The sequence below is a fragment of the Methanospirillum hungatei genome, from assembly GCF_019263745.1.
GTDB lineage: Archaea > Halobacteriota > Methanomicrobia > Methanomicrobiales > Methanospirillaceae > Methanospirillum > Methanospirillum purgamenti.
This window is the reverse complement of record NZ_CP077107.1, coordinates 1826762-1851186: the sequence shown is the minus strand read 5'-3', so window position 1 is coordinate 1851186 and position 24425 is coordinate 1826762. Positions and strand designations below refer to the sequence as shown.

Genomic DNA, 24425 nt, shown 5'->3' with positions numbered 1-24425 from the left:
GATTAATGAGTTGCAACTTTTGGCCGCTTGGTTATCCAGCCGTAAGAGCGCATGCGGGTAGAGCGACCAAATCCACATGATGAACAGATTTTATGTCGCTTGTGGTAGGACATCCGGCCGCATCGTCTGCAGGTCAGATGAGTCTGTGTCTGTCTCTTTCCTCGTGATGGTGTTCCTTTTGACATTATGTTACCTCTTTATTGGGGATTCGGGGAGATGTAGATTACATTATCGCCGCGAATAATCAGGGTACCAATACTGTGAGCCTGCCCCTCCACAATTTCCTCGGCTTTGTCAAGAACAAGGTTCATGTGGACATCATATCCCTGGAGAACTCCCTTGATTTCCCTGCCCCCTTTAAGGGATATCAGGACTGGTTGGCGATTCAGGACCTGATCTAAAATATCCATAGGTCTTTTAGTCATATCAATACCCTGCACTACTCGAAATGAGTGAATAATTTGCGCCGGGATGACTCATAAACATACCTGTTGTGTCATGCATATGTACTGCTCCGTTTTGTTTATGGGAATTCAGGTTCCCGTACTATACAACATATGGGTAAGCTGACTTCAAAAAGAAGACATTCAATACGAAAGTCCCAGGTTAGCGGAATACTGGAACGGCTTCGAGAGGAGATAGGGGACGGAGCAGAGCAGTTTTCCGGAAAGATGATTGAAATAATCGAGACAAACCAGGATGTTCACCTCTATCTGGTTGACAAAGAGCCGTTGATCCTTGAAAAGGATGGGATACTGTTTCCCAGCCTGCGTGGTGCATTATCACGTCCGTTTCCACAAAAACGGATTGTGGTGGATATGGGTGCAGTATCATTCGTGGTCAACGGGGCTGATATCATGCGGCCGGGCGTTGTTGACGTATCTCCGGATGTTACTGCAGGAAAACCGGTTCAGATTGTTGATGAGCGTCATGGAAAACCACTGGCACTTGGTATTGCATTATTTGATGCGGCGGATCTCCTCGCGCAGGAGAAAGGAAAGATATCCAGAACATGGCATTACGTCGGTGATGATATCTGGAATCTTGAGTTCTGAAATGAGAAAGGACGCCCATCAGGCCTGAAAAACCAGTATCTTTATTACAACTGACAGAAAAGGTTCTTATATGGGACTTCGCGACCTTCTCTTCGGAAGCAAGGATACCTCTTCCCCGGACGAATATAAAGATCTCACCCTGAAGGAGTATGAACTCAGTGAGAACCCAGCCCTTCTTGTTAAGGTCGCCACGGTTACAGGTCTGCGGGAAAGTCAGATCGTAAAAGATCAGGTATATGACGGGAATATTGTAATTGTTGATATTACTCGTCTGAAAATGGACAAAATCAATTATGAACGGGTTATGAAAGACTTCTATCAGGTTGCACGGGATGTAGACGGGGATATTGTTGGTCTTGGGGATCAACAATATGTAATAATCACCCCGAAAAATGTAAAAATATCCCGTGACCGCATCGGTGGCGGTGCCTGAGCTTGGAACAGGAAGTCAGAGGAACGTGTCCGTCCTGTGGAGAGGAGGTTGACTGGCTCTATAAGACCGAGAATATACCCTATTTTTCAGATATTCTCATAATTACCTGTTCCTGTCCTGACTGCGGCTACCGGTTTTCTGATGTGCAGAATATCACCACAAATGAACCAGTCCGGTATACCTTTTGTGCGTGCTGTGAGGATGACCTCTCGGTCCGTGTGGTCAGAAGTAGCGCAGGAAAAATAATCATACCTGAACTTGGTGTTGAGATTGATCCTGGTCCGGCATGTGAAGGATTTGTGTCAAATGTTGAGGGCGTTCTGCTCCGAATTGACAAGGTTCTTGATGGTGTCCTGATTGATGGTGATGATATACAGCGAAGGAATGCTCTTTCTTTAAAAGAGAAAATTGTAAATCTTCAAAATGGGAAAGGAAGCATCACTCTTATCATTGAAGATCCACATGGAAATTCGTTGATTGATTCAGAAAAAGCTGAAAAGGGGACTTATTGTCCAGATAACTCTTAAAATAGTTTTTTCCCGTTGAGTGATATCCCCGGACTTCTCTCAATTTTTCCAACAACCTGAGCATCAGGATAATATTTTTTGACAGTGTTCACGCCTTCTTGTGGCATGATGATAACATATCCCATACCCATGTTAAACGTCCGGTACATCTCCTGTTCAGATATCCCGCCGGTCTGTACAATCCAGGTGTAAATCTCCTGGGGTGGAAGGGGTGAGTCGAATATATACCCGAATTCTCCGAGACGGTTCAGATTTAAAAGGCCGCCACCAGTGATGTGGCACATTCCATGTACGTCTGTTTCTTCACAAATCCGCAGGACATCTGCATAGATACGGGTTGGTTTTAGAAGACTTTCCCCGAGTGTTTCTCCTGATTGCAGGCGTTCATCATATGATCCATGCTGTTCTACCATCCGGCGGGCAAGTGTCAACCCATTGCTGTGAATACCGGATGAAGGAATGCCAACCATAATATCGCCTGGAACAATGGCTGAACCTGTGATGACCTTTTCTTTTTCCTGAATACCAAGGCATGCTCCGGCAAGGTCAAGACCTGTCACCAACCCCTTTAGCGTTGCTGTCTCACCTCCCAGTATTGAGAGGTTCGCAAGTTTTGCTCCTTCATTGAGACCTTTACCGATCTGCTTCATCTGATCATGAGACAGTTCAGATGTGGCAATATAGTCTACAAATGCAATTGGCTCAAGATTCATAACATACAGGTCATTGACATTCATTGCAATACAGTCAATACCCACCGTAGACCAGTTCTGCAATGCATCAGCGACCAGCATTTTTGTGCCAACTCCATCAACTGCCATGGCAAGGACATATTTTCCAAAAGAGACAAATCCTGCGAAATGACCTATCTCTGATGCCATACTGAATTCGCCCTTCCTTCGGTAGGTCAATTCGGAGATGAGACTTTTGACTGCCGCAGCTTCAAGATCAATATCTACTCCTGCTTCCCGATATGCGTCCTGCTCCATGCTCATACCTCTTCATTCATGAGATTAAATTCATCATGCAATATCCGGACTGCTAATGGGCCATCCTGTTGTCGGACGACAAAAGAAATATTTACTTCAGATGAACCTTGTGAAATCATCATCACGTTAATTCCGGCTTTTCCCAGTGCAGAAAATGTCCGTCCAGCAGTGCCTGCCATGCCCGCCATTCCTGAACCTACTACTGCGACAGCACAGACATCTTCATTAGCAGTAATGTCCCTGAATACACACCGCTCTTTTAATGGCAGTAATGCCTCCATGGCAGTTTTCACCTGTTGTGCTTCGATGATCAGGGTAATATTTGCTTCAGATGAGCCCTGTGATATCATCATCACGTTAATCTGATGCTCAGCAAGCAGGGTGAATATGTGCCTGGCTACTCCTGGTCTTCCTACCATCTGTGCTCCGGTGATAGTAATCGCTGCAACTTTGTCGATATAGGTGATGGCTTTTACGACGCGTGAGTCTTTGAGTTCCCCGCCTTCGATAACCGTTCCCGGATAGTCCGGATTAAAGGTATTCTTGACCCAGACTGGAATTCCCTTTTGCATGGCTGGTTCAATGGACCGTGAATGCATGACCTTTGCCCCAAAGTATGAGAGCTCCATTACCTCGATGTAGGAGATACGGGAAATAACCCGCGCTTCTGGGACCATCCTGGGATCGGTTGTCATGATGCCATCCACATCGGTCCATATCCAGATCTCATCAGCGTCCAGGGCAGCACCAATGATTGTGGCTGAATAATCTGATCCTGATCTGCCAAGTGTGGTAACTACCCCTTTTTCTGTACATCCCATAAAACCGGTGATGACCGGGACTGAATGTTCAATGATCGGTTCAAGACGGGTTTTAATACGTGTTTCCCCGGCAGGCAGAGCGATAGCATCTCCATGGTTTTCTGTGGTGAGAATCCCTGCTTCACATCCGTCAAGTACCATTGATGGTATTCCGCGCTGACGAAGTGCAGCACTTATGATCGGTGCATTGAGGCGTTCACCAAATGAGATGATGTAATCACGGGATCTGACAGTAAGTTCTCTGAGATGATAGACTGCATAAAGAAAATCACGCAGGTTTTCTATGCGCCGGGTGATTATCTCACTGGTTTCCTGGAAAAAATCAGGAGCGACTTCTTGTAAGGTAGTCAGATGATTCTCGATGAGAAATGAGATGAGATCAGATATCTCTTCTGCATCCCGTGAAGTAACCATCGCTTCTGCACAGGAAATCAACCGGTCAGTGACCCCTCTTTTTGCAGAAACTACAACTGCCAGATGATCATGCCTGGAAAATCGGTCATATACAATATCTATAGCCCTTCTGACTGACTCTGCGTTCTGGACAGAAGTGCCCCCAAACTTCATGATGAGTTTCATGCAGGTGCAACTCTCCGTTACTATGTGTTGTTTTTTCTCAAAAGGGATGCTGAAAGATGATCTCTCCTGGTGATGTATTACCAAAAATACAAAGATGGTCTGGTTATGACCTGTATGTAATGCAGATTCAGGAGATCATCAGGTCCCATGTCCTGGTTATCGGGAGCGGGGGTGCGGGAGTCCGGGCTGCTATTGAAGCCTCTGCAGCCGGAACCTGTGTTCTAATTTCACGGACTATTGTTGGAAAAGGTGGGTGCACCATCATGGCTGAGGGCGGATATAATGCCGTGATGAACGAGGAGGATAATATCTCGGATCATTTTGCTGATACGATGAAAGGCGGCGCGTACCTGAATGATCAGGATCTCGTTCGCGTTCTGACAGAAGAGGCCCCCCTGCGAATGAATGATCTCATCTCCTGGGGAGCAGTGTTTGATGTTACCGATTCCTGCACTATCTGTCAACGTCCCTTTGGCGGGCAATGTTTTCCCCGGACTTGTTATGCTGGTGATCGGACCGGACATGAGATGATGATCACGCTGATGGAACGTCTTTCTGGAACCAATGTTCGAATTTGTCATGAGATTGCTGCTTTTGATCTCCTGGTATCTGAAGGCAGGGTAATTGGTGCACTGGGTCTTGACCGGAAAGGACGATTGTACACGTTTCTTGCGGATGCCACAGTCCTTGCAACTGGTGGAGGGACACGTGTCTTTGACATCTCCACAAACTCCACCAGCGGGACTGGAGACGGGTACGCCATGGGGTGGCGCGCAGGAGCTGAGCTGATCGATATGGAGCAGATTCAGTTTCATCCAACCGGAGCTGTCTATCCATGGGATGCCCGGGGAAGACTTGTAACTGAAGCAGTCAGGGGAGAAGGAGGTGTTCTCAAAAACTCTCTTGGTGAACGTTTTATGGCACGGTATGACCCGGTAAAAATGGAACTCTCTACCCGGGATGTTGTGGCAAGGGCCTGTGCAACTGAGATCATGGAGGGAAGAGGCACACCACATGGCGGAGTATGGCTTGATGTTTCCCATCTCCCTGCCAGGCAGATTGAAGAGCGCCTGCCGGTGATGCTTGAGCAGTTCCTGAAATATGGTGTTGATATACGGACAGAACCGATGGAAGTTGCACCAACTGCACATCATATCATGGGAGGACTCCGGATAGATCCCTTCTGCCAGACCACATTGCCTGGTCTTTATGCTTGTGGAGAAGCTGCCGGTGGTGTGCATGGAGCAAACCGTCTTGGAGGAAATGCACTTGCAGAAACACAGGTATTTGGTGCTCGTGCTGGAGGATCTGCATCAAAAGCCAGTGTCCAGAATATCTCCGCACCACAGGATCAGGTAGGTGCCGCATTATCAATGATGGATGGGTATCTGTCTGGTGATGTTCTTCCTGATGTTGTCAAACACGAACTGCAGACGATCATGTGGAGAGGGGCGGGAATTTTTCGAAGTAAAGTTGTTCTTGAAGAGACGAAAGTGGGTCTGGATCATTTATCCAGAAAAAAACTCAAAGCAGTTGACCCTTCCGGGCTTATTGATTGTTGCATAACCAGGAATATGATTGACACAGCACGATTGATTGTAACGGCAGCAATACTTCGGGATGAATCACGAGGTGCCCATGTCAGAACCGACATAATACAGGATTGGGATAGTAAGAATTCACCATTTGGGCATACAATACTCACCAGGACTGGAGCTACCATCGAGCGGAGGAGATCCTGATGCAGATGAATGTGACGATTTCCAGATTTAATCCTGAGACTGATTCTGTACCCCGAATGGAACCCTGGCAGGTAAATGTTGAAGAAGGGGCCCGGGTTTTAAATGTCCTTGATGCTATCCATGCTCTGGATCCGACTCTTGCATACCGGTCCAGTTGCCGGGCTGGTCAGTGTGGAAGTTGTGCTGTAAAAGTGAATGGTGAGCCAGTTCTTGCCTGCACTGAAGAAGCGAAGGAGGGAATGGTGATTGAGCCGCTGGATCTCCCGGTTATCCAGGATTTAATGGTAGATCTTATCTCCGGAATTTCATCTATTCCCCGTATTCATACCTGCACATGTGGCACACTTCCCTCACAGGATGAAGTAGCAAAAATGAAACCTCTTCGTGATTGCATAGAATGTCTCTCCTGTGTATCTGTCTGTCCTGCGATGAAGGTTACTGACTTTCTTGGACCTACCTCGATGCGTTCACAGATGCGGATTGCTCTTGATCCACGAGAACCAGGAAACAGGATTCGTGAAGCAATTTCCCAGGGTCTTTTCACCTGTACGAGTTGCAACCGGTGCTGGCGTGTATGCCCGAAAGATATTGAAACTCCTGGAAAAGCCATTGAAAAACTTCGGGAGATAGCAAACCGCGAAGGTCTCACTCTTCCTCGCCACCAGGAGGTTGCAGAACTGGTCCGGACAACCGGGAGAAGTGTTGAGTCCGGAAAACATGTTTTCCTCGATCTTGTTGATGAAGTCATAGAGCCATATGGAGAAGTCAAACGGGAAGTCGGTTTCTTCTCTGGATGCATGTTTAATGCAAGACTCCCTGAACGTGCACTGGATATGATCGAGGTCATGCGACATGCCGGAATCAGGGTGATCATTCCAAAAGAGCAGGTTTGTTGTGGTTCTCCACTGATAAGAACTGGTCAGACTTCTTTTCTCGATGAGATTAAAGAACGGAATATCAAGGCATTTCAGGATCGAGGAATTAAAACAGTCATGACGATGTGTGCCGGTTGCGGGGCAACCCTCAAGCATGATTACGAGACTCCGTTTGAAGTAAAAGATGTCTCTGAGATTCTGACAGAAACAGGACTGCCCCCACTTACAAAAGTTCCGGTCACTGCTACATATCATGATCCCTGTCACCTGATGAACGGTCAGCAGATAACAGAGCAGCCGCGTGAGATCCTAAAAGATGCAGTAGAACGGTTTGTAGAGATGCCTGCCCAGTGTTGTGGTTCTGGTGGTGGAGTAAGATCCGGACTCCCGGATGAAGCAGCAGCGCTTGGCGAGTTACGACGAACAGCGATTAATAAAACCGGTGCTGATATTGTTGTGACCATCTGTCCATTCTGCGAATACCATATTCAGGAACACAGTGATCGGCCGGTTAAAAATCTTATGACCGTTCTCGTTGAAGCACTTGGAAAAAAACCAGCAGAACTCTGATATGAAACGGGAACCATCCTTCGTCCATGAGTATCTGCAAAATTTTAGGTTGCCAGGCCAGGATGGTCAGACGACATTGCAGCCAGTACAAGCCACCGTGTGTGATGTCGTTTCCATTCAGGGGATAAACTACCACCGGTTTACGAATGAGTTCTGGACAGCCCGTCAGCGACAGGCAGCAAAAATTCAGGAGATATCTTATCGTGCCTGTTTTAAACCCCAACTCCCCCGGTTTTTCATTACTCTCTTAACAGATCCTGGCAATGTTGTCTATGATCCCTTCTCCGGGCGGGGAACTACCTCAATTGAAGCAGCATTACTTGGCCGATCAATTATAGCAAATGACATAAATCCCCTGTCCCGGATTCTGACTGAACCACGACTGAGCCCACCAACACTGGAACAAGTACGTGTCAGACTATATGAAATCCCAGATCTTGCATCACCCGGATGTGATCTCGATCTTTCAATGTTCTACCACCCTGACACGCTCAGATCTCTTTGCAGTCTACGGGAATATCTCATATCCAGATCAAACAGGGGAGAATGTGATCCAGTTGATCAGTGGATCAGAATGGTTGCTACAAACCGGCTTTCCGGGCACTCATCAGGATTTTTTTCAGTCTATACACTCCCTCCAAATCAGGCCGTCTCACCTGAAAGGCAGATTGTAATCAACCGTGATAGAAATCAGACTCCCCCATTCCGGGATGTCAGGGAGATAATTCTCAAAAAAACCAGATCACTCCTGCAGGGTATTGATCCGAAACAAAAAGAGAATTTCGTCAAGACTGCAGAAAATTCCCTCTTTCTCACCGGTGATGCAAGATATACCCCGGAGATCGAAGATAACTGTGTATCACTGACAGTAACGTCACCTCCATTCCTGGATATTGTGCAGTATGCAGCAGATAATTGGCTTCGGTGCTGGTTTAACGGCCTTGATGCAGCAGTTATTGGCAAAAAAATATCCACTGCAAGAAAAACCTCCGACTGGGAAACAATCATGCAGGATGTATTCAGGGAGTTATTCCGAATCACAAAACCAGGTGGATATGTAGCATTTGAGGTAGGAGAAGTCAGGAATGGTAAGATCAGACTTGATGAACATGTTATCCCACTTGGAATACATGCAGGTTTCTCGTGTTGCGGGGTTCTTATTAATAAGCAGGACTTTACAAAGACGGCAAATATCTGGGGAGTAAACAATATGTCTGTTGGAACGAATACAAACCGGATTGTATTATTCTATAAGCCTTTGGCTGGTAATGGTTAGTTATAGTTTATATCTCCATTCCGTTTTTTAAAAAAGAATTATGTTAAATAATTCCTGATGATTGGATAAAAACAGAGAGGAGAATCCGGGTTATTCCTGCATGGGAATGGTTTATCGGAAAAAATGAGTACGTATTTCCTGGTTATCGTGTCATTAGGTAATCAAATGCAGACAGAGCTGCTTTTGCACCTTCGCCACATGCAATAATGATCTGTTTTCCGGATATTGCAGTAACATCACCTGCAGCGAATATTCCTGGTGCACTGGTTCGACAATTTATATCAATCTCAATCTCTTTTTGTTCATTGAGTTTGAGTAGTCCATCAACAAATGAAGTATTTGGTATCCATCCGATTTCTGTGAACAATCCGTCTAATTTTAATTTTTTCTCTTCGCCGGTTTCACGGTTCTTGATTACAACTTCTGACAACCGGTCTTCTCCGGAGAGTTCGGTAATTTCATATCCGGTATAGGTTATAATATTCTGTCTCTGCGCGTATTGCGAAGTATATACAGCATCAGCCCTGATTGAACTTCTGACAATAAGATGCACTTCTTTAGCAATACCACTCATCTCAAGGGCGGTTGTGAGAGCAGAGTTGCCTCCTCCGACAACACCGACAACCTTGTCCCGAAAGAGCGGTCCGTCACAGGTGGCACAGACTGAAAGTCCTCTTCCGATGAACTGGTCTTCTTTTGGGACCCCTAGTTTTCTCGGTTTTTTACCCTGAGCAAGAATGACTGTTTTTCCTTTGAATTCCTGGTCTGAAACAGTTTTGATAGCAAATCCCCCGGACGTGGGAAGGAGAGACTGGATCTGATCCAGCTCAACTCTGATGTCAAGTTCTCTGATCTGTTCCTCAAATTTTGCCATCAGATCATCACCGGTAATCATCCGGTATCCCATGTAATTTTCAATGTTCCAACTCTCGAGTGCCTGACCCCCGATATCTGGAGATATGATGAGTGTTTTTAAATTTTTCCTGACACAATAAAGGGCAGCAGTAAGGCCTGCAGGACCTGCTCCGGCAATGATAACGTCAAAAAGATCTGTTTTCTTTTCAGATGTGAACAGTTCCCTCAGTCTGTCTGTGTCAAATCCTACAATAACCTCATCACCGGAAACGATAACCGGCACACCATATTGCCCGGAAAGCTCAACCATTTCTTTGGCTGCTTTCCGGTCTATTCCGACATCTATTGACCGGTATGGGACATTATTTCTATCAAGAAAGGCTTTTGCCAGTCTGCAATAGGGACAGTTCTGGGTGGAATATACTGTGACCTCGGGCATATGGGATAGATATGTATCTGGTATATAAAAGAGAAGCGGGAGTGAAAACGCAGGATTATTCCCTGCGTCTCAGAAGCAGCAGAGCAAGTCCTGCAGCAAATGGTGCAATGAACAGGGGTGCTTTTGTCTCAGTTGCAACTGGGGTATCAACATCTGTAGGAACATCCGCTATTGTCCCTGATTGTGATGGCGTAACTGATTTATCAATACTCCCTTCTTTTCCTGGAATAAAGGTAAGATCAAGCCGCTGTGATTCTCCTGCGTACAGTTTTACTTTTTCAGCTGCCTGCTTATCACCGATCCAGAAGGTAATATACTGCCCAATCTGATCCTCTGCTCCATTGACAACCAGCCGGCGGTCAAATGTGTCTGGTCCCCCATAGGATCCTGCTTTTGTTGTAGTCACATTCCCTACTTCAGTGCCATTGATTTTGGCAAGAATGACTGTGCCTGCATCGACAGGGGTATCATTCATGGTAGCGTTTCCATAGAACTCATATGGCAGCGGGGGGATTGCAGAAACACCGGCCACAAGAACTGTAAAGAACAGGAGTATTACTCCAATTTTGTAGTACATGGTACGGATCTCCATTCTGAATATGTCTTATGAAAAGGACTTATAAAAATATAGGGGTTTGTTTCAGGCGACCGGGCTGATCGTTCCTGGTGAATCCACATATATCCAGAATCCTTCGAACGGATTGAGCACTGACTGGCTCTGTGCATCTTTCATTGTTGCGTCCCGATATTGTTGTGATGAACTGTCAAATGTAACGAGATATGTCCAGGTTGATAGACCTGAAAGTGCCGATTCAGGCGCTCTTTCTGTTGTTCCGGTAATGCCTGCAAGGTTCCAGCCAGGAGCGAGGAATTTTGATTCAATGACACCTTCCTGAATCTTCAGGGGGATCATAACCGGGGTTGTTGTATAAACCCAGTATCCTGTCATTGGGCTCAGGATATGCTCCTTTCCAATTGTCACCCAACCTGTCTTATCATAGGTCAGCATAGAATGCCCGCCGCTTTGAACATTTTTAAATATCTCTGCAGTCTCAAATCCCGGAGATGGCAGCACAGGAATGTTAATGAGATTCCACCCGGGTTTCAGATTGATTTGAATATCCCGGGGTGCAGGTCCAGATGTAGGTGCTGGTGTGGGTGTTGTATCTCCACTTCCTACGGTAATGGATCCCTGTGTACTCTCTGCCTGAACCTGACTCCCGGCATCATCATCAATAATCAGATTTTGAATAGTTATTTTGGCATTTCCTTCCCCTGATGCCTGAAGAGATAATGTAGCCAGGGTAATGGATGAAGCTCCGGCTTCCACACCACTATTCAGATCGATAGCGCGAAGAGCATACACACCTGCTTCTCCCGGAACTGCTTCGGAAAGGGATGCCCATTGTGGAAATGTAACATTAGTTATTGATACAACTGTCGGATTATCTGAAGAAACTTTCATCTGATATCCGGAAATCCCTGTCGGGGCAGTGTCAAGAATGAGACTTGTGGTACCCGAACTTCCAGGATTTAAAGTAACCGGAGCCATTGATATGACTGCTCCACTCGTAAGCGTGATCATAAAAACTGCTGCAAAAAGCAGTACAATACAGATTATACGATATTTCATGATTGAATCTCCGCAAACAGGGCCTGAACATCACTCAAATCCAGTGCCCCATTCTCATTAAAATCAAACGCATCGGCATATTCCTGAGTCTGAAGCCAGGCAAAATATTTGAAGAAAACTGTAGGATCCTGTAAATCCATCTCTTTATTCCCATTGAGATCTTCATACTTGCCATCTCCGTCAGGGTCGGTTGGTACTGGTCCGTCTCCGTTGAGTGGACCAATCGGTGAACGAGTAATGGGCGTAGAGGTCTGAACCTGCTCTGATTTATTGGTGTTCTCATATCTACTGCCTTCCACTTCAAGAATCCAGAGATCACCCAGAGCGTGATCACCAGAGACATCGCCATCTGAAGAAGCAGTCATCCCGGTTACTACAAGGGTATCTGCATTGGTTCTTTTGACCCATGATCCCCGGTCAACAGAAGATCCTCCAATCTGTCGGTGCCAGATCAATTTTCCATCTCCATCAACCTCACCTATCAGGAGATCTGATTCTCCATGATTTCCGGCAAAGTGTCCGTCAACAGAATAACTGTCACCCACCAGATATGCTCCACCTCCAGGAGACGGCTCCAGTTTCCAGACATTATCACTAAAACTGCCCCCGTATGTCTGGTTCCAGATAATTGTTCCATCAGGGGCGAGACGCATAAGCCAGATGTCCCCTGCTCCGTTGTTTTTTACAATATCTCCATCATCAGATGCTGTGACTGCCGCAACCATCAGGTCACCAGAGGCCAGTTCAATAACTGAATGCCCCCAGTCAAGTGCTGATCCACCAAAAGACTGCTCCCATAACAAGGTTCCATTCATATCTGTCTTAATTATCCAGACATCACTGCTGGTCCGGTTACCTGATACCATACCATCAGTGGAGTTGGTGTTACCACATGCAACAATGGCATTGTCACCAGTTATTGTTACGCTGGTTCCACTATCCCGTCTGCTTCCACCATATGTCTGTTGCCAAAGAAGGTTCCCATCTTTATCCAGTCTGACAAGCCACAGATCGCCACCCCCAAGATGTCTTCGAAGATTTCCATTTGAGGACATGGAGTAGCCACATAATATATATCCGCCATCTGGTAGCACCGCAATATCAGATCCCTCATCGATCAGGTCACCACCAAGTGCCTGATCCCATCGGATATTACCATCTGGCCCAAGATTGATGAACCACAGATCTCCGTTTCCATGATACCCGCTGACATCCCCGTTGTATGATCCAGTGGTTCCGATGACTGCCGCTCCTCCGTCTGGGAGATTTCTGACTGAAAGGGCATAATCAGTTTCATTCCCTCCGAATAATTTTTCCCAGAGTATAGTTCCGTTTGAATCAAACCTGATTACCCAGGCATCTCCGTTTCCAAGTTCACCGAGATCAACTGAATCATCCGGATATGCAACTCCACAGACAGTTGTGTTCCCATCAGGTGAAGTATCAAGCCCATAACCCCATTCAGGTATATTCGGAAGACCCAACACCTGATTTTTCAGGATATCTCCTGGTGATGCTCCACATACCATCACCGGAATACATGCCAGGATACATAGAATTAAAAAGTAATGTCTCATCGCGGTACACTCCCCCATTTAGAAATATTCGGGAATAGCGAATATAAAGGTTCTTCACTGAATATATGAATCATTTTTTATCTGATGTAGCATAGAACCGATAAAATATTAAATAGTCTCCTCTCCTTATACCCGGTATTGGGTGAGAAGAGAACTCTTCTTGGTATTCTGAAATAAATATGAGAGGATAATTTCAGGTTAAGGGGGATTTGTAATGGTGGGTGACGAAGAGATACAGGATATTTATAAAAAAGGAATTGAAGCATATCGGAGGGGAGATCTCAGTCAGGCGTCTCATCATCTGATGCAGGTCGTTGAAACTGATGAGCATGATCATCGTGCCTGGAACGCCCTTGGTGTCGTATTAACAAAGATGGGAAAATATCAGGATGCAGATGTATGTTTTGAAAATGCGCTCATTCTTGATCAGGGGAATGCAGTATATGAAAGAAATCGTGTCAAAAACTCTTCACATGTTAAAAAAGACATGAAGGAGTTGCTTTCATCAGGATATTTCTCACTTCCTGCCAATCTTCCCTTTGGACTGTCTGCTCCATATCTGTTCGGTGGAATCCTGTTGTTATTGATACTAATTGCACTCCTTGCAGTAATTATCCCACCTTTCTTCCAGCCAGAACCTCTCGCAACATCTGCTGGTGATATTCAGATTTCAATCGAACAACTGGATGATCTGATTCTTGTCAGAAATAATGGAGGCGCCGGGCTGGAAAAGGTTGCCGAATTTCTTTTAACCGGCAACAATCAGACGATTCATTCGTTAAGTGGATTACCGCGAAATCTGGGTACCAGCAAAGGATCCACCCTTGGAATACCTCATGAGGACTTATATCCGATTTCTGATGATAACACGGTCACCATCCGGTTATCTGCACGTTATGTGGATGATTCTGAAAGACCTGTCCTGAATCAGAAAATTATCCTTCCTGTACTGGTAAATGAGACCGCAGTCATGAATATAACTCCAGTTCTGATTCCATATGATCCACAATACAAAACCGGTGACATACTGATTAATGAAAGTGGTTCTTATCTCTTAGTTTCTGATTTATTACCTGACAATCAATACAGGATTCAATCGTTAAACCGGCGAAATGAAGGGCTTTTCTTTATTCAACCGAATTCAGCACAAAATATGAGTATGCAGGAGACTGAACAATCTTCTATTAAATCCGCAATGCTCCTGATTCCGGCAGAAGGAATGTTAAGTCCAGACATTCCCTATCAGGCTGTCCGAAATGACTCATCATCAGGGATAGGCCCCTTGTATGTGCCTGGGGATGTTGTCTCTTCATCAAAAAGTTCATCTGAAGAGGCTTTTGTTGTCCTCGGATTTGATTCAGGAACAGATGAATATGCATTTGATAACCTGTATAAGTATCATTCAGGTGAATGGGGGTACCGTCCGGATGCTCTCTCTGAATGGAAGGATCGGAGTGAATTCGAACGCTCATATCCAGTTCGGGAAACCAGAATTGCGTTAAGTCAGGTTGGCATTGGTGAAGAATCCTCTCCACCTGGAACACAACCGTTGTATAAGGATGGTGACATCGTTGCGAAGGACCGGGGTGCCGATGCCTCTCTTCTTCTCATAATGGGGTATGATCCTCTCACGAACTCCTATGTAACATCCCCTATCTGGCAATCATATAATGGCGGGTGGGAACGAGCTGAAAAAAGTGAAGTCATCATTCGCTCTGCTCTGGAAAAAGAGTATTCTTACCGGGTCAGAACCATTGATTCTTCCTTGGTAAAAGTCAGGTAGTGGTAAATTCATCTGGAATTGTTGGGACGGGGGCAAGGGAGGAAGGCTCACCCATTATGATGATAGGTATTGATATATTTCTCCCTGGAAATCCGTCTTTTTGCGAAGATATAACTAATCTGTACATGTTTTCAGGTTCTACAAGGGATATGGGAACAGTTACAAGAAAAGATCCATCAGTACCTGAACTACCTGTTTTATTCATCTCCTGGAATTGAAAAAGAAGGTCAGCAATCACTGGCTGTTTATTCCCATCCACAATCGTTCCTTTGATACGGATGATGTCACCTGGTGCGTAGTATGCACGATCAGTCTGAACACTCATGATTAGATTGCCAGCATTTCCCTCCTGCCCTACATCTGGTGCACTTAGAGCCAGTACCGGACAGAGTATACCTAAACCAGCACAGAGAAGAACACTCAAAACGATTATACAATTTTTATTCATCGAATCACCAGAGATGTGCCCGTTCACTTTCATTCAAATAAAGCGAGTCTCCTTGATTAATATCCGGAAATGCAGTATAGAAAGCTTCGAGATGATATGGAATCATATTGACTCTGAATTTATTCCAGGGGTGGTCTTCAGTCTGGGTAATGTTACGAAGGTTATCATCAGTAATATTTCCTCTCTGTGCCTGTGCAAAAGCGACAAAAAAACGTTGCCGATCTGTAAGCCCGTCATATCCGGGAGTATCAAGGGTATCAGGATTCGGTCTGGAACGAATATAAGCATCATATGCAAGGGTAAGACCACCGAGATCCGCTGAACTTTCAATAAGCATCTGAGTCCCGTTCAAGGTTAGGTTGTCAAGCACCTTTGTTGAATTCACCTGGACAATGAGTGGCCATGCTGCATGGAAGTACTGATTTGCATCATCATCGGTCCACCAGTTTTCTTTCTTCCCGTCAGGACTATACTGCTGCCCTCCGATGTCAATCATATGAGTAAGTTCGTGTCCGTAGACCCAACCAAATGATCCATAATTCCATGCATCGTCAACCAACGGATCAAAAAATGGTGGATTTAAGAAACCGGCCGGGACAACGATCCTGTTATGAACCAGATCATAATGAGCTTCAACACCATGTGGTGACACGTACCAGACATCAGGATCAGAAGGTTCTCCCGATAACTGAAGACTACCGTTTGTGAAATATTCAGTTAACGCGAGCATATTTTCAAGATATGATTGATCTCTGATCGTCAGGTTCTGGTACTCCCCCCAATCTTCAGGATACCCTGCCTGTTCTTTGAGGTACGACATTTTAAGCAGAGCCGTATCCTTCGTTTCCTGACTCATCCAGGAGAGATTGAGAACCCGCTCTCTCATTACCTCCCTGATGTTTTTGATAATATCTTCTGCTTTTGCTTTATCAGATGAACTAAAATATTTATCAACATAGAGATGGGCAATAGGATTTCCCAGGTACAGGTTCAGAATGTCAAAAACTCTGTCTTTTTGTGGAGTGATCTCTTTTTTAGAGAGTTTTTCGTCATAGAACTGATAATAAGCCTCCTGCATATCAGGAGAAGCAAATGGGCTTGCGAATTGTAATACCCGCCAGGTAAGGTATAGTTTCAAATCATCAACTGGTTCTGTAGATAGAATTCTGCCGACTTCCTGAAGATAGTGCGGGTTCATCACGTACACTTCTTTGAGATCAGGCCTTCCCGATCTCTCAAATAATGCTTCCCAGTTGGTGCCTGGAAAAAGAGTGTTCAGATCAGATACATTATATGTTCCTTCACTCAGGTTCTGGGGCGAACTTGAATGTGACGTGTTAAGTAACATCTCAGCACGTGCAAGACGACGCTCAATCCGGAATATTTTATCTGCTGCGTTAATAGCAGCGTTAGAATCCATGCCCTGATTCGTACATGTTGAGATGATGTACTTCTTCATCTCATTTTGAACTCGTTTAGCCTCATCAAATTCAAGTTCATAATATGGTGGAAACCGGATGGTGAAATCTCCAGTCTCAATAACTGCGATAAGCTCCTTTCTCTTTTGAGGATTTTCATCTATATAGAGAATAAAAAAAGGATCAAGCCCACGTGCAGTTAAATTTGATGCAACTCTCCTCACCTCAGCTCTATTTTGTGCACGTTCAATCTCTTCAAGATCATCCTGTACAGGTGTCAGACCAACTTCAGCATTTAGCCGGTCATTCATGGCCGCCCGGTAAAAGGATCCGAGAAGTTGCCGGGGTGTTCCATCTTCAGCTCCATAGTCTAGGGAAGCATCCTCAACAAGTTCTCTGACACGGGTATCAACGGTGTCTTTCACTTCTTCAAATGCAGTGTAGAAGGTGTTCTCAGGTGGTACCGGATGGTCCTGTACCCAGTAATAATTTGCATATGAAAAGAAGTCTTCACCAGGATCGATTGAGAGATTCATTCCTGGTGGTGATGCAGTCGAGACGATGTCAGCATGTCCGAATCCTGATAGGAAAATACCTGTGAAAACCAGGACAAAAAAACCTGTGATTCTCACGGGTATGAGATATTCTTGTTTTTTTTCAGCATGTATCTTGCGCGAAAATTTTTGAAATCGGTTATTTCTTATATTCATGGTGTGATATTCCTGCAAAACATGGATTTGATGGGAAGCCATCATGGCATATGGTGTAAAAGATGTAAGAACTGTTATGGATCCAATGGATAACCAGTATCATTTCGTCCTTATCATCATTCTTATATCACTCATTATCGCTGCTGGAATATCTCTTTTTTTTACCTCCGGGCAGGGTCCGGATTTCTCTACCGATAAATCCTGGAATTCTCCCTATGATGCAAATAATAGTATTGAATCAGACAAACCATCCTCATGGATAGTCAGAATACTCTGGTTTGATGATACAAACCGGACCTATTCATTTCAGGACTATCCATCTGAATTGAAGCCAGATCCGAAAACCTACACGTTCACCGGGGTGTCTCCGACCGGCTCAAAACCTGCGATGATACGGTTTCTTTCCTGGGATGGAAACACAGAACGAATGGTGGGGGCGCAGTACATCATCGATCAGGAGGATGTTACCTCAATTTTAAACAGGTACAGCCTGACAGCATCCAAATCTCCGGACACAATCTCCTCAATGAAAGGAACAACCACTCCAAAACCGGCAGGAACACCTAATCCCGAGATGTTGATACCCGAGGCCGGATTTGTCTGCCAGAATGCAGATGGCACATATACTGCAAGATTTGGTTATATATCCAGACATGATCACCCGGTTTCAGTTCCCATAGGTGAGCAGAACCGGTTTTATCCTGGAGAAGCAGACCGAGGTCAGCCGGATATATTCTTACCCGGAGTTCATCGTGATGCGGTAACTATCACCTATCCATCTGATGCAACAAATCAGATGTGGTCACTTATGAATAAACAGGCATCTGCAGGTACTGTTCCTGCACTGGATACATCAATCAATATTGATCCAAAATCCGGATATGCACCCCTTGAAGTCAGGTTTTCCCAGCGTTCGAGTGGTAATGTAATGACTAATCCCGTGTCTGGTGTTTGGATACTGGGAGATGGCACAACGATAAACCAGACCGGAGCGTTTTCTCACCGGTATGAAAACCCAGGTATGTATCAGGTCAGGTATATTGTGTCAAATATGTGCGGGCAGGCATCTGATTCTGAAGTTATCAGGGTATATCGTGCATCATATTCCTGGACTCCTCATCCGGATGATCCGGCAACGATTACATTTCGGGAAACATCAGAAGGTACACCCACCGTATTCTTCTGGGATTTTGGTGACGGGTATACCTCCTGGGAACGAAATCCTGTTCACATCTATGCCGGTCCTGGCACCTATCATGTTGGGCTGACAATATCTGGCGAGCATGGAAAAGGAACAGCAGTAAAGGCCATTACTATACCATAACCGTGATAACCAGCCATATTTCCTGTTCCTGAGTTTGAAAATCCTCTAAAATTACTTCCTAAAATTCTTTCCCGGGAGGTCCAATTATCTTTTTTACTGCACTCAGGAGGTTTTCTGCAATATATGGTTTGACTACATACCCTCGGGCTCCCATTTTTCGTGCAAGTGTAACCATATTCTCCTCGCCAACAGAGGTACACATCATCACTTTTGCATCCGGGTGCTCTGCCCTGATTCGCCTGAGTACTTCAATACCATTTAAATCCGGCATAATGAGATCCAGCATGACAAGCTGAGGTGCAAGAGCTTCATATTGGCGTATTCCCTCTTCACCACAGTTCGCAAGTCCTGCAATCTCATAACCGGCAGAAGCAAGAATTGACCGAAGAAGATTTCGATCAAAATCAGTATCATCAATAATCAGTATTCCCATGTTTTGTAACCTGTTTGAGGATGATTGTAATATCCGGGTTGGAAATTAAAAATTCCAAATATTCATACGGGCAGGATCAGGGTCTCCAATAACCTCCTTCACTGTAGATAACAGCGATTTTGCTTGGAATGGTTTGATGATAAACCCTTTCGCCCCATGTCTCATGGCAAGGTCAACAACCGGGTCAGAATGTGCTGAGGTGCATATCAGGGCTTTTGTTTTGTTATTCTCTTTCATGAGACTGATAAGAACTTCTATTCCGTTCATCTTTGGCATCATAAGATCAATAGTAACCAGATCTGGCCTGAGTGTCTTACAAAGTTCAACGCCCTCTTCACCACTTCTGGCTGTTCCAATCACTTCATACCCTGCAGAAAGGAGGATAGAATGTAATACTTTTCTGTCAAGTTCTTCGTCGTCAATGATGAGTATTGTAGGCATTCACTGGCTCCACGTTGTTATCTATCCTGTTTTTCCGGAAGAGTAAAGGAAAATGTTGCTCCTTCTCCTACAGATCCTTCAGCCCAGATCCTTCCTCCATGTCGGTGGATAATTCTCTGGACGGTTGCAAGGCCTATCCCATTTCCGGGAAATTCCTGGTACGGATGGAGTCTCTGAAGAGGGGCGAAGAGAAGATGAGATTTTTCTGGTGGGAACCCTGCTCCGTTGTCTTTTACGAAAAAGACCTTCGTCTGCCCCTGCATCATGCTTCCAACCTCGATTTGCGCACTTTGTGTACGCATTGTATATTTCCAGGCATTACCAAGGATATTTTTCAAGGCTATCTCACATAAACCTTTATCACCAAATGCAATAAGTCCATCATCAACAGCCCATTGAACAGAGCGATCAGGATCATTCAGTGCGAGTTGGTTCAGGATTTCAGTAGCCATTTTCGTAATATCAAGATGAACCATCTGTATAGGCGCCCGTGTCACCCGTGACAGCCGTAAAAAGTCCTCAATGAGATGATCCATCTGGTTTGCTGCCTGCCTTATCCTGCTGAGGCATTCTATCCCATCCGGTGGGAGATATCCAGCATATGTTTCTTCAAGAATACGAGAGTATCCGTCTATGGCAATAAGAGGCGCCCGTAGATCATGTGAGACTGAGTAACTGAATGAATCAAGTTCCCGGTTAGCTGCCGCAAGTTCATTCTCAAGTCTTGATCGCTCACGTGCCATTTCTATGGTAACATGCAGATCCCGTTCCCGGAATGGTTTGACCAGATATCCGAATGGTCCTGAATCCTTGGCACGTGCTATTGTCTGTTCATCTGCATATGCCGTGAGAAAAATGACCGGAATATGATATTGAGTTGATATCAGGTTTGCAGCTTGTATTCCATCGATTTTTCCTGCAAGGTGTATGTCCATGAGGATTACATCAGGTCTGCTTTTTCCTGCCTCTTCAATTGCTTCTTCTCCAGTCGGGAGAGTGTCCACAACTTCATATCCATATCTGCGTAATTTTGATGCAATAGATTCTGCAACGATCGCCTCATCTTCTACGATCAGAACCTGTGTCATTTTCTCCCTCCCTGTTTTGGGAATTGTACTGAACATATCATACCTGCCCCCACACCATTCTCTATCAATAATTTACCCCGTATCTGTCTAGCAAGAATTCGTACCAGTCTCATTCCTAGGCTCGATGTTTTCTCGATGTCAAATCCTGCTGGAAGACCCACCCCATCATCAGAATATTCAAGCAAACAGGATTCGTCATTACATGCCAGTTTGATCCTGATCACACCTGATGGCCGATCAACAAAAGCATATTTCATTGAATTGACCATGAGTTCATTCACAATCAGACCAATCGTGACCGATGTGTCCAGACTGAGTCTTATCCCTCCGACATCAATATCAGTTCTGATATCCCGTACGGTTGCAAATCCCTCGGTGACTGCCTGGGACAAATTTTCAAGGTAATGATCAAAGGGGATTTCTGCAAGTGACTCGGTCCGATATAATGTTTCATGAACAAGGGCCATTGAATTTATCCTTTGCTCACAATCATGAAGCGCTGATAGTATTACATCATCAGAAATGTACTCCTCCTGAAGCTGGAGCATGCTGGAGATTATCTGCATGTTGTTTTTTACCCGGTGATGAAGCTCCCTGAAAAGAACATCTTTCTCTTCGATCATATGATGGAGTTTCTCCTGGTACCGCTTGTTTTCTGTAATATCTACCAGGATACCTCGTGTTCCTGAAAACTGGTCATTCTTGATAACCGGCGCCAGAGAAAGGTGAATGATTCGAGGTTCATCGGTATCACCGGCGGCGATAAAATCCCCAGTCATTGGTTTCAGTTCCGCAGCTACCTTATTGAGAATAGTTGAAAAACGAAGATGTTCCTGCTCTGATACAAGTTCGTAGATCTTGCATATGTTTGGATCCTGAAGATTTGTTCTTCCAAATAATGCGGTAACTCCCCTGTTGCAAAAAGTAAGATTTCCCTGGATATCAGCCTCAAAAAGTGGTTCCGGTAGGAGATCTGCCATCTCCCGAAACCGGCGTTCACTCTCAATGAGTGCCTGCTCCTGCATTCTCTGACTGGTTTTATCCCGAATGAGGAGGAGAATTGCATCTTCACCTGCATGAGATATTGGCACGGTGATTAATTCCCCATAGATCCTTTTCCCACTTTTTGTCATGAGAAATCCTTCTCCGGTCGAAGGACCCTGACCTCGAATCTTTGTTTTAATGATGCCCTCAAACCACTTTTGTAAATCTGCATCCAACAAATCATGAAAAGGCTTTCGAAAAAAATCATCCATATTTGCGGTTTCAAATAAAGCATTTGCCGCGGGATTGAGGTATACAATGGTACCATCGGTGAGAATTGCGATTGCATCCGGCGATGTTTCAGAGAGTTGCATATACCGCTCTTCACTTTCAATGAGTGCATCACGTAATGCTTCCTCGGCTTCAATTCTTGAAATTACATTTCCAATCTGTGATGTAACACCCTCAAGTGGATGCCTGATTTCAAAAGGTATTTCTGCCAGGTTGTCTGATGCAAGAATAATCCAACCCATGATATCTCCAAAACGAAGGATCGGAATAAATGCAAATGAAGAGAATCGGGTTTCATATTGGTGCAGATCTGTCAGGCTGACATATACTGGATTACCTGGGGCAAGGAGTATATCATTCTGATTTTTGAAAAAATCCTCTAAAAATCTGTATAATGCTGCCCGATATGGCCCCTGTTCAAGAAAGGGTGTGAGTTTTCCACTCATGCGGTTGTGAAGATATACTGCTCCTGTCTGACACTCACTTATCTCAATTGCAGCAGAAAGGGATGAATTCAATGCCGCTTCAGTAGATGAACTGGTTGCAAGAGAGAGTCCCAGATTGCGTAGAACAGATTCTTGCCTTTCTGTTTCGCGTTGTTTGGAAATATCTCTTCCGACAGCCTGGATCTCCAGTATATTAAATACATTATCATAGATGACCCGAATTGTCCATTGGTGCCAGATTATTTTTCCGTGTACCCCGGTAAATGGTAATTCTATCTCTGCTGACGGATTATCTGGGTCACAAAACTCGATAATGTCCTGTATCTTTCCTTGATGATCTGGATAGAGAGAATGAAAGTTTACTCCACTTAAAATGTCATAAGGAACCTGAAGGTTATTGAGAAATGCCGAATTCACAAAGATGATGACACCGTCTGGATCCAATCTGCAGACAAATTCTGTGAGATCCTCGACGACAGCCCGATATTGGCGCTCTTTTTCAACAAGTGACTTTTCTGCCCGATATCTTCGCACTCCTTTATGGATATAATGCGCGAGTTCCGTAAAGAGTTCTTCTGGATTTCCGCCTTTCTTTATGTAATAATCTGCTCCTGCATTGATCGCCTGTATCGCAACTTCTTCATGTCCTTTTCCGGTAAAAAAAATAATCGGAATATCCTGATTCATCGACCGGATTTCAGTTAACAGAACAATCCCATCGATATCCGGCATTTCATAATCGATAATGAGGCAGTCAAACGCAAACAGATCTTCTCTGGTCAGGGCATCAGAACCCGAATTACAAACCTCAACTCCGATTGAATATACGATCGTCAGATAATCCCGGATCGCAGAAAGCAGGCCCGGTTCATCATCTACAAACAATACTTGTATCGGAGGTTCTGACTCCATTCAAATCCACCTGCTTGTCATATGCAAGAGCCTGATCGGGGTTTTATCTGGTATATTGACAAATATCATTATCCTATTCGGGGTAGATACACTAATCCGTTACAAAGCATTATGAAGCAATACACATATTTCCTTCTCCTAGGTATCATCGCAATCCTCGAGGTTGGAATATTTTACTGGTCAGTAGAGAACCTTGAACCCCTGATTATGACCGGAGCTGTAGTAATTGGGGTACTTGCTGCCTGGATTTCAAGGCAGATGGTGGATGATGTAATTACTGATGAACGTTCTCATCTTATCACTGAGAAGGCATCTTTGAGAACCCTTCAGGTTATGGGAATAACTCTTTTTTCATATGCTCTTGGAGGTGTGGTTATTAGTATCGGGGGAGATACATTCGGTCCTTTTTCTTATCAGATAGCTCGTTTTTCATTCCTTCTCATGTTTATTGTCTTTCTGATGATAATTGTCTACATCCTCTTCATCTCCTGGTACGAGCGAAAATTTGGTGCCGGAGGGGAGGATGAAGAATAAAATCAAGGTTTTCCGTGCGATGTATGATCTAACGCAAGAAGATCTTGCCAGGGAAGTTGGTGTTACCAGGCAAACCATTCTCGCTATTGAAAAGGGAAAATATGATCCGTCCCTTGAATTAGCGTTTAGAATGGCCCGTAGGTTTCAAGTTACGATTGAAGAGATATTTATTTTTGAAGAGAATTCCTCATAAATTCATGGTCGATGCGTGCTAGCGATAACAAAATGCTGAGTATGCTTGT

At 44.7% G+C, this 24425-nt stretch carries 24 protein-coding genes; 10 read left to right on the top strand and 14 right to left on the bottom strand.

Features of this window, described 5'->3' with window-relative positions; genetic code table 11:
* Positions 1 to 2 precede the first annotated feature (2 nt).
* Together KSK55_RS08905 and KSK55_RS08900 are read right to left on the bottom strand one after the other, a co-directional pair.
* Positions 3 to 185, bottom strand: coding sequence for a 50S ribosomal protein L37e (locus KSK55_RS08905; protein ID WP_011449998.1), 183 nt, complete (start codon positions 183 to 185; stop codon positions 3 to 5).
* A gap of 12 nt (positions 186 to 197) precedes the next feature.
* A complete protein-coding gene (locus KSK55_RS08900; RefSeq protein ID WP_214420059.1) occupies positions 198 to 425 on the bottom strand; it encodes an LSM domain-containing protein in 228 nt (75 codons plus the stop codon).
* 132 nt (positions 426 to 557) lie between these two features.
* Between KSK55_RS08900 and KSK55_RS08895 the strand changes: the two genes are divergently transcribed.
* From KSK55_RS08895 to KSK55_RS08885, 3 genes are all read left to right on the top strand, one after another.
* Positions 558 to 1055: an RNA-binding protein gene (locus tag KSK55_RS08895; RefSeq protein WP_214420060.1), complete on the top strand. Its 498-nt coding sequence runs from the start codon at positions 558 to 560 to the stop codon at positions 1053 to 1055.
* 70 nt (positions 1056 to 1125) lie between these two features.
* Positions 1126 to 1488, top strand: a complete 363-nt coding sequence (locus KSK55_RS08890) for a cell division protein SepF (protein ID WP_011449995.1) — start codon at positions 1126 to 1128, stop codon at positions 1486 to 1488.
* Positions 1489 to 1490: 2 nt separating this feature from the next.
* On the top strand, positions 1491 to 2015 hold the full coding sequence (locus KSK55_RS08885) for a ZPR1 zinc finger domain-containing protein (RefSeq protein WP_214420061.1): 525 nt from the start codon (positions 1491 to 1493) through the stop codon (positions 2013 to 2015).
* Here KSK55_RS08885 and purM read toward each other — a convergent pair.
* Positions 2012 to 3004 (bottom strand): phosphoribosylformylglycinamidine cyclo-ligase, encoded by a 993-nt coding sequence (gene purM, locus KSK55_RS08880; protein WP_214420062.1) that lies wholly within the window; start codon positions 3002 to 3004, stop codon positions 2012 to 2014. The genes KSK55_RS08885 and purM overlap by 4 nt on opposite strands.
* A gap of 2 nt (positions 3005 to 3006) precedes the next feature.
* Positions 3007 to 4404 carry an aspartate kinase gene (locus KSK55_RS08875; protein WP_250545210.1) on the bottom strand — a complete coding sequence of 466 codons (1398 nt, stop codon included), beginning with the start codon at positions 4402 to 4404 and terminating at the stop codon, positions 3007 to 3009.
* Positions 4405 to 4523: 119 nt separating this feature from the next.
* Here KSK55_RS08875 and tfrA point away from each other — a divergent pair, with 119 nt between their 5' ends.
* From tfrA to KSK55_RS08860, 3 genes are read left to right on the top strand one after another with little or no spacing between them, the layout of a single operon-like run.
* Positions 4524 to 6146: a fumarate reductase (CoM/CoB) subunit TfrA gene (gene tfrA / locus KSK55_RS08870; RefSeq protein WP_218608914.1), complete on the top strand. Its 1623-nt coding sequence runs from the start codon at positions 4524 to 4526 to the stop codon at positions 6144 to 6146.
* Positions 6143 to 7591, top strand: coding sequence for a fumarate reductase (CoM/CoB) subunit TfrB (gene tfrB / locus KSK55_RS08865; protein WP_372238748.1), 1449 nt, complete (start codon positions 6143 to 6145; stop codon positions 7589 to 7591). The genes tfrA and tfrB overlap by 4 nt, the downstream gene beginning before the upstream one ends.
* Position 7592: 1 nt before the next feature.
* Positions 7593 to 8867, top strand: a complete 1275-nt coding sequence (locus KSK55_RS08860; RefSeq protein ID WP_218606638.1) for a DNA methyltransferase — start codon at positions 7593 to 7595, stop codon at positions 8865 to 8867.
* A gap of 142 nt (positions 8868 to 9009) precedes the next feature.
* Here KSK55_RS08860 and KSK55_RS08855 read toward each other — a convergent pair whose 3' ends face one another.
* The 4 genes from KSK55_RS08855 to KSK55_RS08840 form a co-directional block, all read right to left on the bottom strand.
* The gene (locus KSK55_RS08855; RefSeq protein WP_218606637.1) at positions 9010 to 10161 is read right to left on the bottom strand and encodes an FAD-dependent oxidoreductase; all 1152 of its coding nucleotides are present in this window, start codon (positions 10159 to 10161) and stop codon (positions 9010 to 9012) included.
* A 55-nt stretch (positions 10162 to 10216) separates the two neighbouring features.
* On the bottom strand, positions 10217 to 10738 hold the full coding sequence (locus KSK55_RS08850; RefSeq protein WP_218606636.1) for a hypothetical protein: 522 nt from the start codon (positions 10736 to 10738) through the stop codon (positions 10217 to 10219).
* A gap of 63 nt (positions 10739 to 10801) precedes the next feature.
* Positions 10802 to 11794 carry a hypothetical protein gene (locus KSK55_RS08845; RefSeq protein WP_218606635.1) on the bottom strand — a complete coding sequence of 331 codons (993 nt, stop codon included), beginning with the start codon at positions 11792 to 11794 and terminating at the stop codon, positions 10802 to 10804.
* Positions 11791 to 13371 (bottom strand): hypothetical protein, encoded by a 1581-nt coding sequence (locus KSK55_RS08840; protein WP_218606634.1) that lies wholly within the window; start codon positions 13369 to 13371, stop codon positions 11791 to 11793. Before KSK55_RS08840 ends, KSK55_RS08845 begins: the two co-directional genes overlap by 4 nt.
* 214 nt (positions 13372 to 13585) lie before the next feature.
* Here KSK55_RS08840 and KSK55_RS08835 point away from each other — a divergent pair, with 214 nt between their 5' ends.
* A complete protein-coding gene (locus tag KSK55_RS08835) occupies positions 13586 to 15154 on the top strand; it encodes a tetratricopeptide repeat protein (protein WP_218606633.1) in 1569 nt (522 codons plus the stop codon).
* Here KSK55_RS08835 and KSK55_RS08830 read toward each other — a convergent pair.
* Both KSK55_RS08830 and KSK55_RS08825 read right to left on the bottom strand, forming a co-directional pair.
* The gene (locus KSK55_RS08830; protein WP_218606632.1) at positions 15147 to 15602 is read right to left on the bottom strand and encodes a hypothetical protein; all 456 of its coding nucleotides are present in this window, start codon (positions 15600 to 15602) and stop codon (positions 15147 to 15149) included. The genes KSK55_RS08835 and KSK55_RS08830 overlap by 8 nt on opposite strands.
* 4 nt (positions 15603 to 15606) lie before the next feature.
* The gene (locus tag KSK55_RS08825) at positions 15607 to 17652 is read right to left on the bottom strand and encodes a M13 family metallopeptidase (protein ID WP_218606631.1); all 2046 of its coding nucleotides are present in this window, start codon (positions 17650 to 17652) and stop codon (positions 15607 to 15609) included.
* 121 nt (positions 17653 to 17773) lie between these two features.
* Here KSK55_RS08825 and KSK55_RS08820 point away from each other — a divergent pair, with 121 nt between their 5' ends.
* Positions 17774 to 19054, top strand: coding sequence for a PKD domain-containing protein (locus KSK55_RS08820; RefSeq protein WP_218606630.1), 1281 nt, complete (start codon positions 17774 to 17776; stop codon positions 19052 to 19054).
* A gap of 58 nt (positions 19055 to 19112) precedes the next feature.
* On the opposite strand, the gene KSK55_RS08815 is transcribed toward KSK55_RS08820, so the two are convergent.
* From KSK55_RS08815 to KSK55_RS08800, 4 genes are read right to left on the bottom strand one after another with little or no spacing between them, the layout of a single operon-like run.
* Entirely contained in the window at positions 19113 to 19487 is a 375-nt protein-coding gene (locus KSK55_RS08815; protein WP_214420073.1) for a response regulator, read from the bottom strand.
* Between the two features lie 45 nt (positions 19488 to 19532).
* The gene (locus KSK55_RS08810) at positions 19533 to 19928 is read right to left on the bottom strand and encodes a response regulator (RefSeq protein ID WP_214420074.1); all 396 of its coding nucleotides are present in this window, start codon (positions 19926 to 19928) and stop codon (positions 19533 to 19535) included.
* 17 nt (positions 19929 to 19945) lie between these two features.
* Entirely contained in the window at positions 19946 to 21016 is a 1071-nt protein-coding gene (locus KSK55_RS08805; RefSeq protein ID WP_218606629.1) for a sensor histidine kinase, read from the bottom strand.
* Positions 21013 to 23649: a PAS domain S-box protein gene (locus KSK55_RS08800; protein WP_218606628.1), complete on the bottom strand. Its 2637-nt coding sequence runs from the start codon at positions 23647 to 23649 to the stop codon at positions 21013 to 21015. Before KSK55_RS08800 ends, KSK55_RS08805 begins: the two co-directional genes overlap by 4 nt.
* 111 nt (positions 23650 to 23760) lie before the next feature.
* Here KSK55_RS08800 and KSK55_RS08795 point away from each other — a divergent pair, with 111 nt between their 5' ends.
* Both KSK55_RS08795 and KSK55_RS08790 read left to right on the top strand, forming a co-directional pair.
* Entirely contained in the window at positions 23761 to 24183 is a 423-nt protein-coding gene (locus KSK55_RS08795; RefSeq protein ID WP_214420077.1) for a DUF2178 domain-containing protein, read from the top strand.
* Entirely contained in the window at positions 24173 to 24376 is a 204-nt protein-coding gene (locus tag KSK55_RS08790) for a helix-turn-helix transcriptional regulator (RefSeq protein ID WP_218606627.1), read from the top strand. Before KSK55_RS08795 ends, KSK55_RS08790 begins: the two co-directional genes overlap by 11 nt.
* Positions 24377 to 24425 lie beyond the last annotated feature (49 nt).

Coding starts and splice junctions, on each gene's coding strand:
- KSK55_RS08850 (WP_218606636.1), bottom strand. CDS start 10,738: ATGTACTACAAAATTGGAGTAATACTCCTGTTCTTTACAGTTCTTGTG.
- KSK55_RS08840 (WP_218606634.1), bottom strand. CDS start 13,371: ATGAGACATTACTTTTTAATTCTATGTATCCTGGCATGTATTCCGGTG.
- tfrA (WP_218608914.1), top strand. CDS start 4,524: ATGCAGATTCAGGAGATCATCAGGTCCCATGTCCTGGTTATCGGGAGC.
- KSK55_RS08830 (WP_218606632.1), bottom strand. CDS start 15,602: ATGAATAAAAATTGTATAATCGTTTTGAGTGTTCTTCTCTGTGCTGGT.
- KSK55_RS08905 (WP_011449998.1), bottom strand. CDS start 185: ATGTCAAAAGGAACACCATCACGAGGAAAGAGACAGACACAGACTCAT.
- KSK55_RS08895 (WP_214420060.1), top strand. CDS start 558: ATGGGTAAGCTGACTTCAAAAAGAAGACATTCAATACGAAAGTCCCAG.
- KSK55_RS08800 (WP_218606628.1), bottom strand. CDS start 23,649: ATGGAGTCAGAACCTCCGATACAAGTATTGTTTGTAGATGATGAACCG.
- KSK55_RS08810 (WP_214420074.1), bottom strand. CDS start 19,928: ATGCCTACAATACTCATCATTGACGACGAAGAACTTGACAGAAAAGTA.
- KSK55_RS08855 (WP_218606637.1), bottom strand. CDS start 10,161: ATGCCCGAGGTCACAGTATATTCCACCCAGAACTGTCCCTATTGCAGA.
- KSK55_RS08835 (WP_218606633.1), top strand. CDS start 13,586: ATGGTGGGTGACGAAGAGATACAGGATATTTATAAAAAAGGAATTGAA.
- KSK55_RS08820 (WP_218606630.1), top strand. CDS start 17,774: ATGGCATATGGTGTAAAAGATGTAAGAACTGTTATGGATCCAATGGAT.
- KSK55_RS08795 (WP_214420077.1), top strand. CDS start 23,761: ATGAAGCAATACACATATTTCCTTCTCCTAGGTATCATCGCAATCCTC.
- KSK55_RS08875 (WP_250545210.1), bottom strand. CDS start 4,404: ATGAAACTCATCATGAAGTTTGGGGGCACTTCTGTCCAGAACGCAGAG.
- KSK55_RS08805 (WP_218606629.1), bottom strand. CDS start 21,016: ATGACACAGGTTCTGATCGTAGAAGATGAGGCGATCGTTGCAGAATCT.
- purM (WP_214420062.1), bottom strand. CDS start 3,004: ATGGAGCAGGACGCATATCGGGAAGCAGGAGTAGATATTGATCTTGAA.
- KSK55_RS08900 (WP_214420059.1), bottom strand. CDS start 425: ATGACTAAAAGACCTATGGATATTTTAGATCAGGTCCTGAATCGCCAA.
- KSK55_RS08860 (WP_218606638.1), top strand. CDS start 7,593: ATGAAACGGGAACCATCCTTCGTCCATGAGTATCTGCAAAATTTTAGG.
- KSK55_RS08790 (WP_218606627.1), top strand. CDS start 24,173: ATGAAGAATAAAATCAAGGTTTTCCGTGCGATGTATGATCTAACGCAA.
- KSK55_RS08815 (WP_214420073.1), bottom strand. CDS start 19,487: ATGGGAATACTGATTATTGATGATACTGATTTTGATCGAAATCTTCTT.
- KSK55_RS08890 (WP_011449995.1), top strand. CDS start 1,126: ATGGGACTTCGCGACCTTCTCTTCGGAAGCAAGGATACCTCTTCCCCG.
- KSK55_RS08845 (WP_218606635.1), bottom strand. CDS start 11,794: ATGAAATATCGTATAATCTGTATTGTACTGCTTTTTGCAGCAGTTTTT.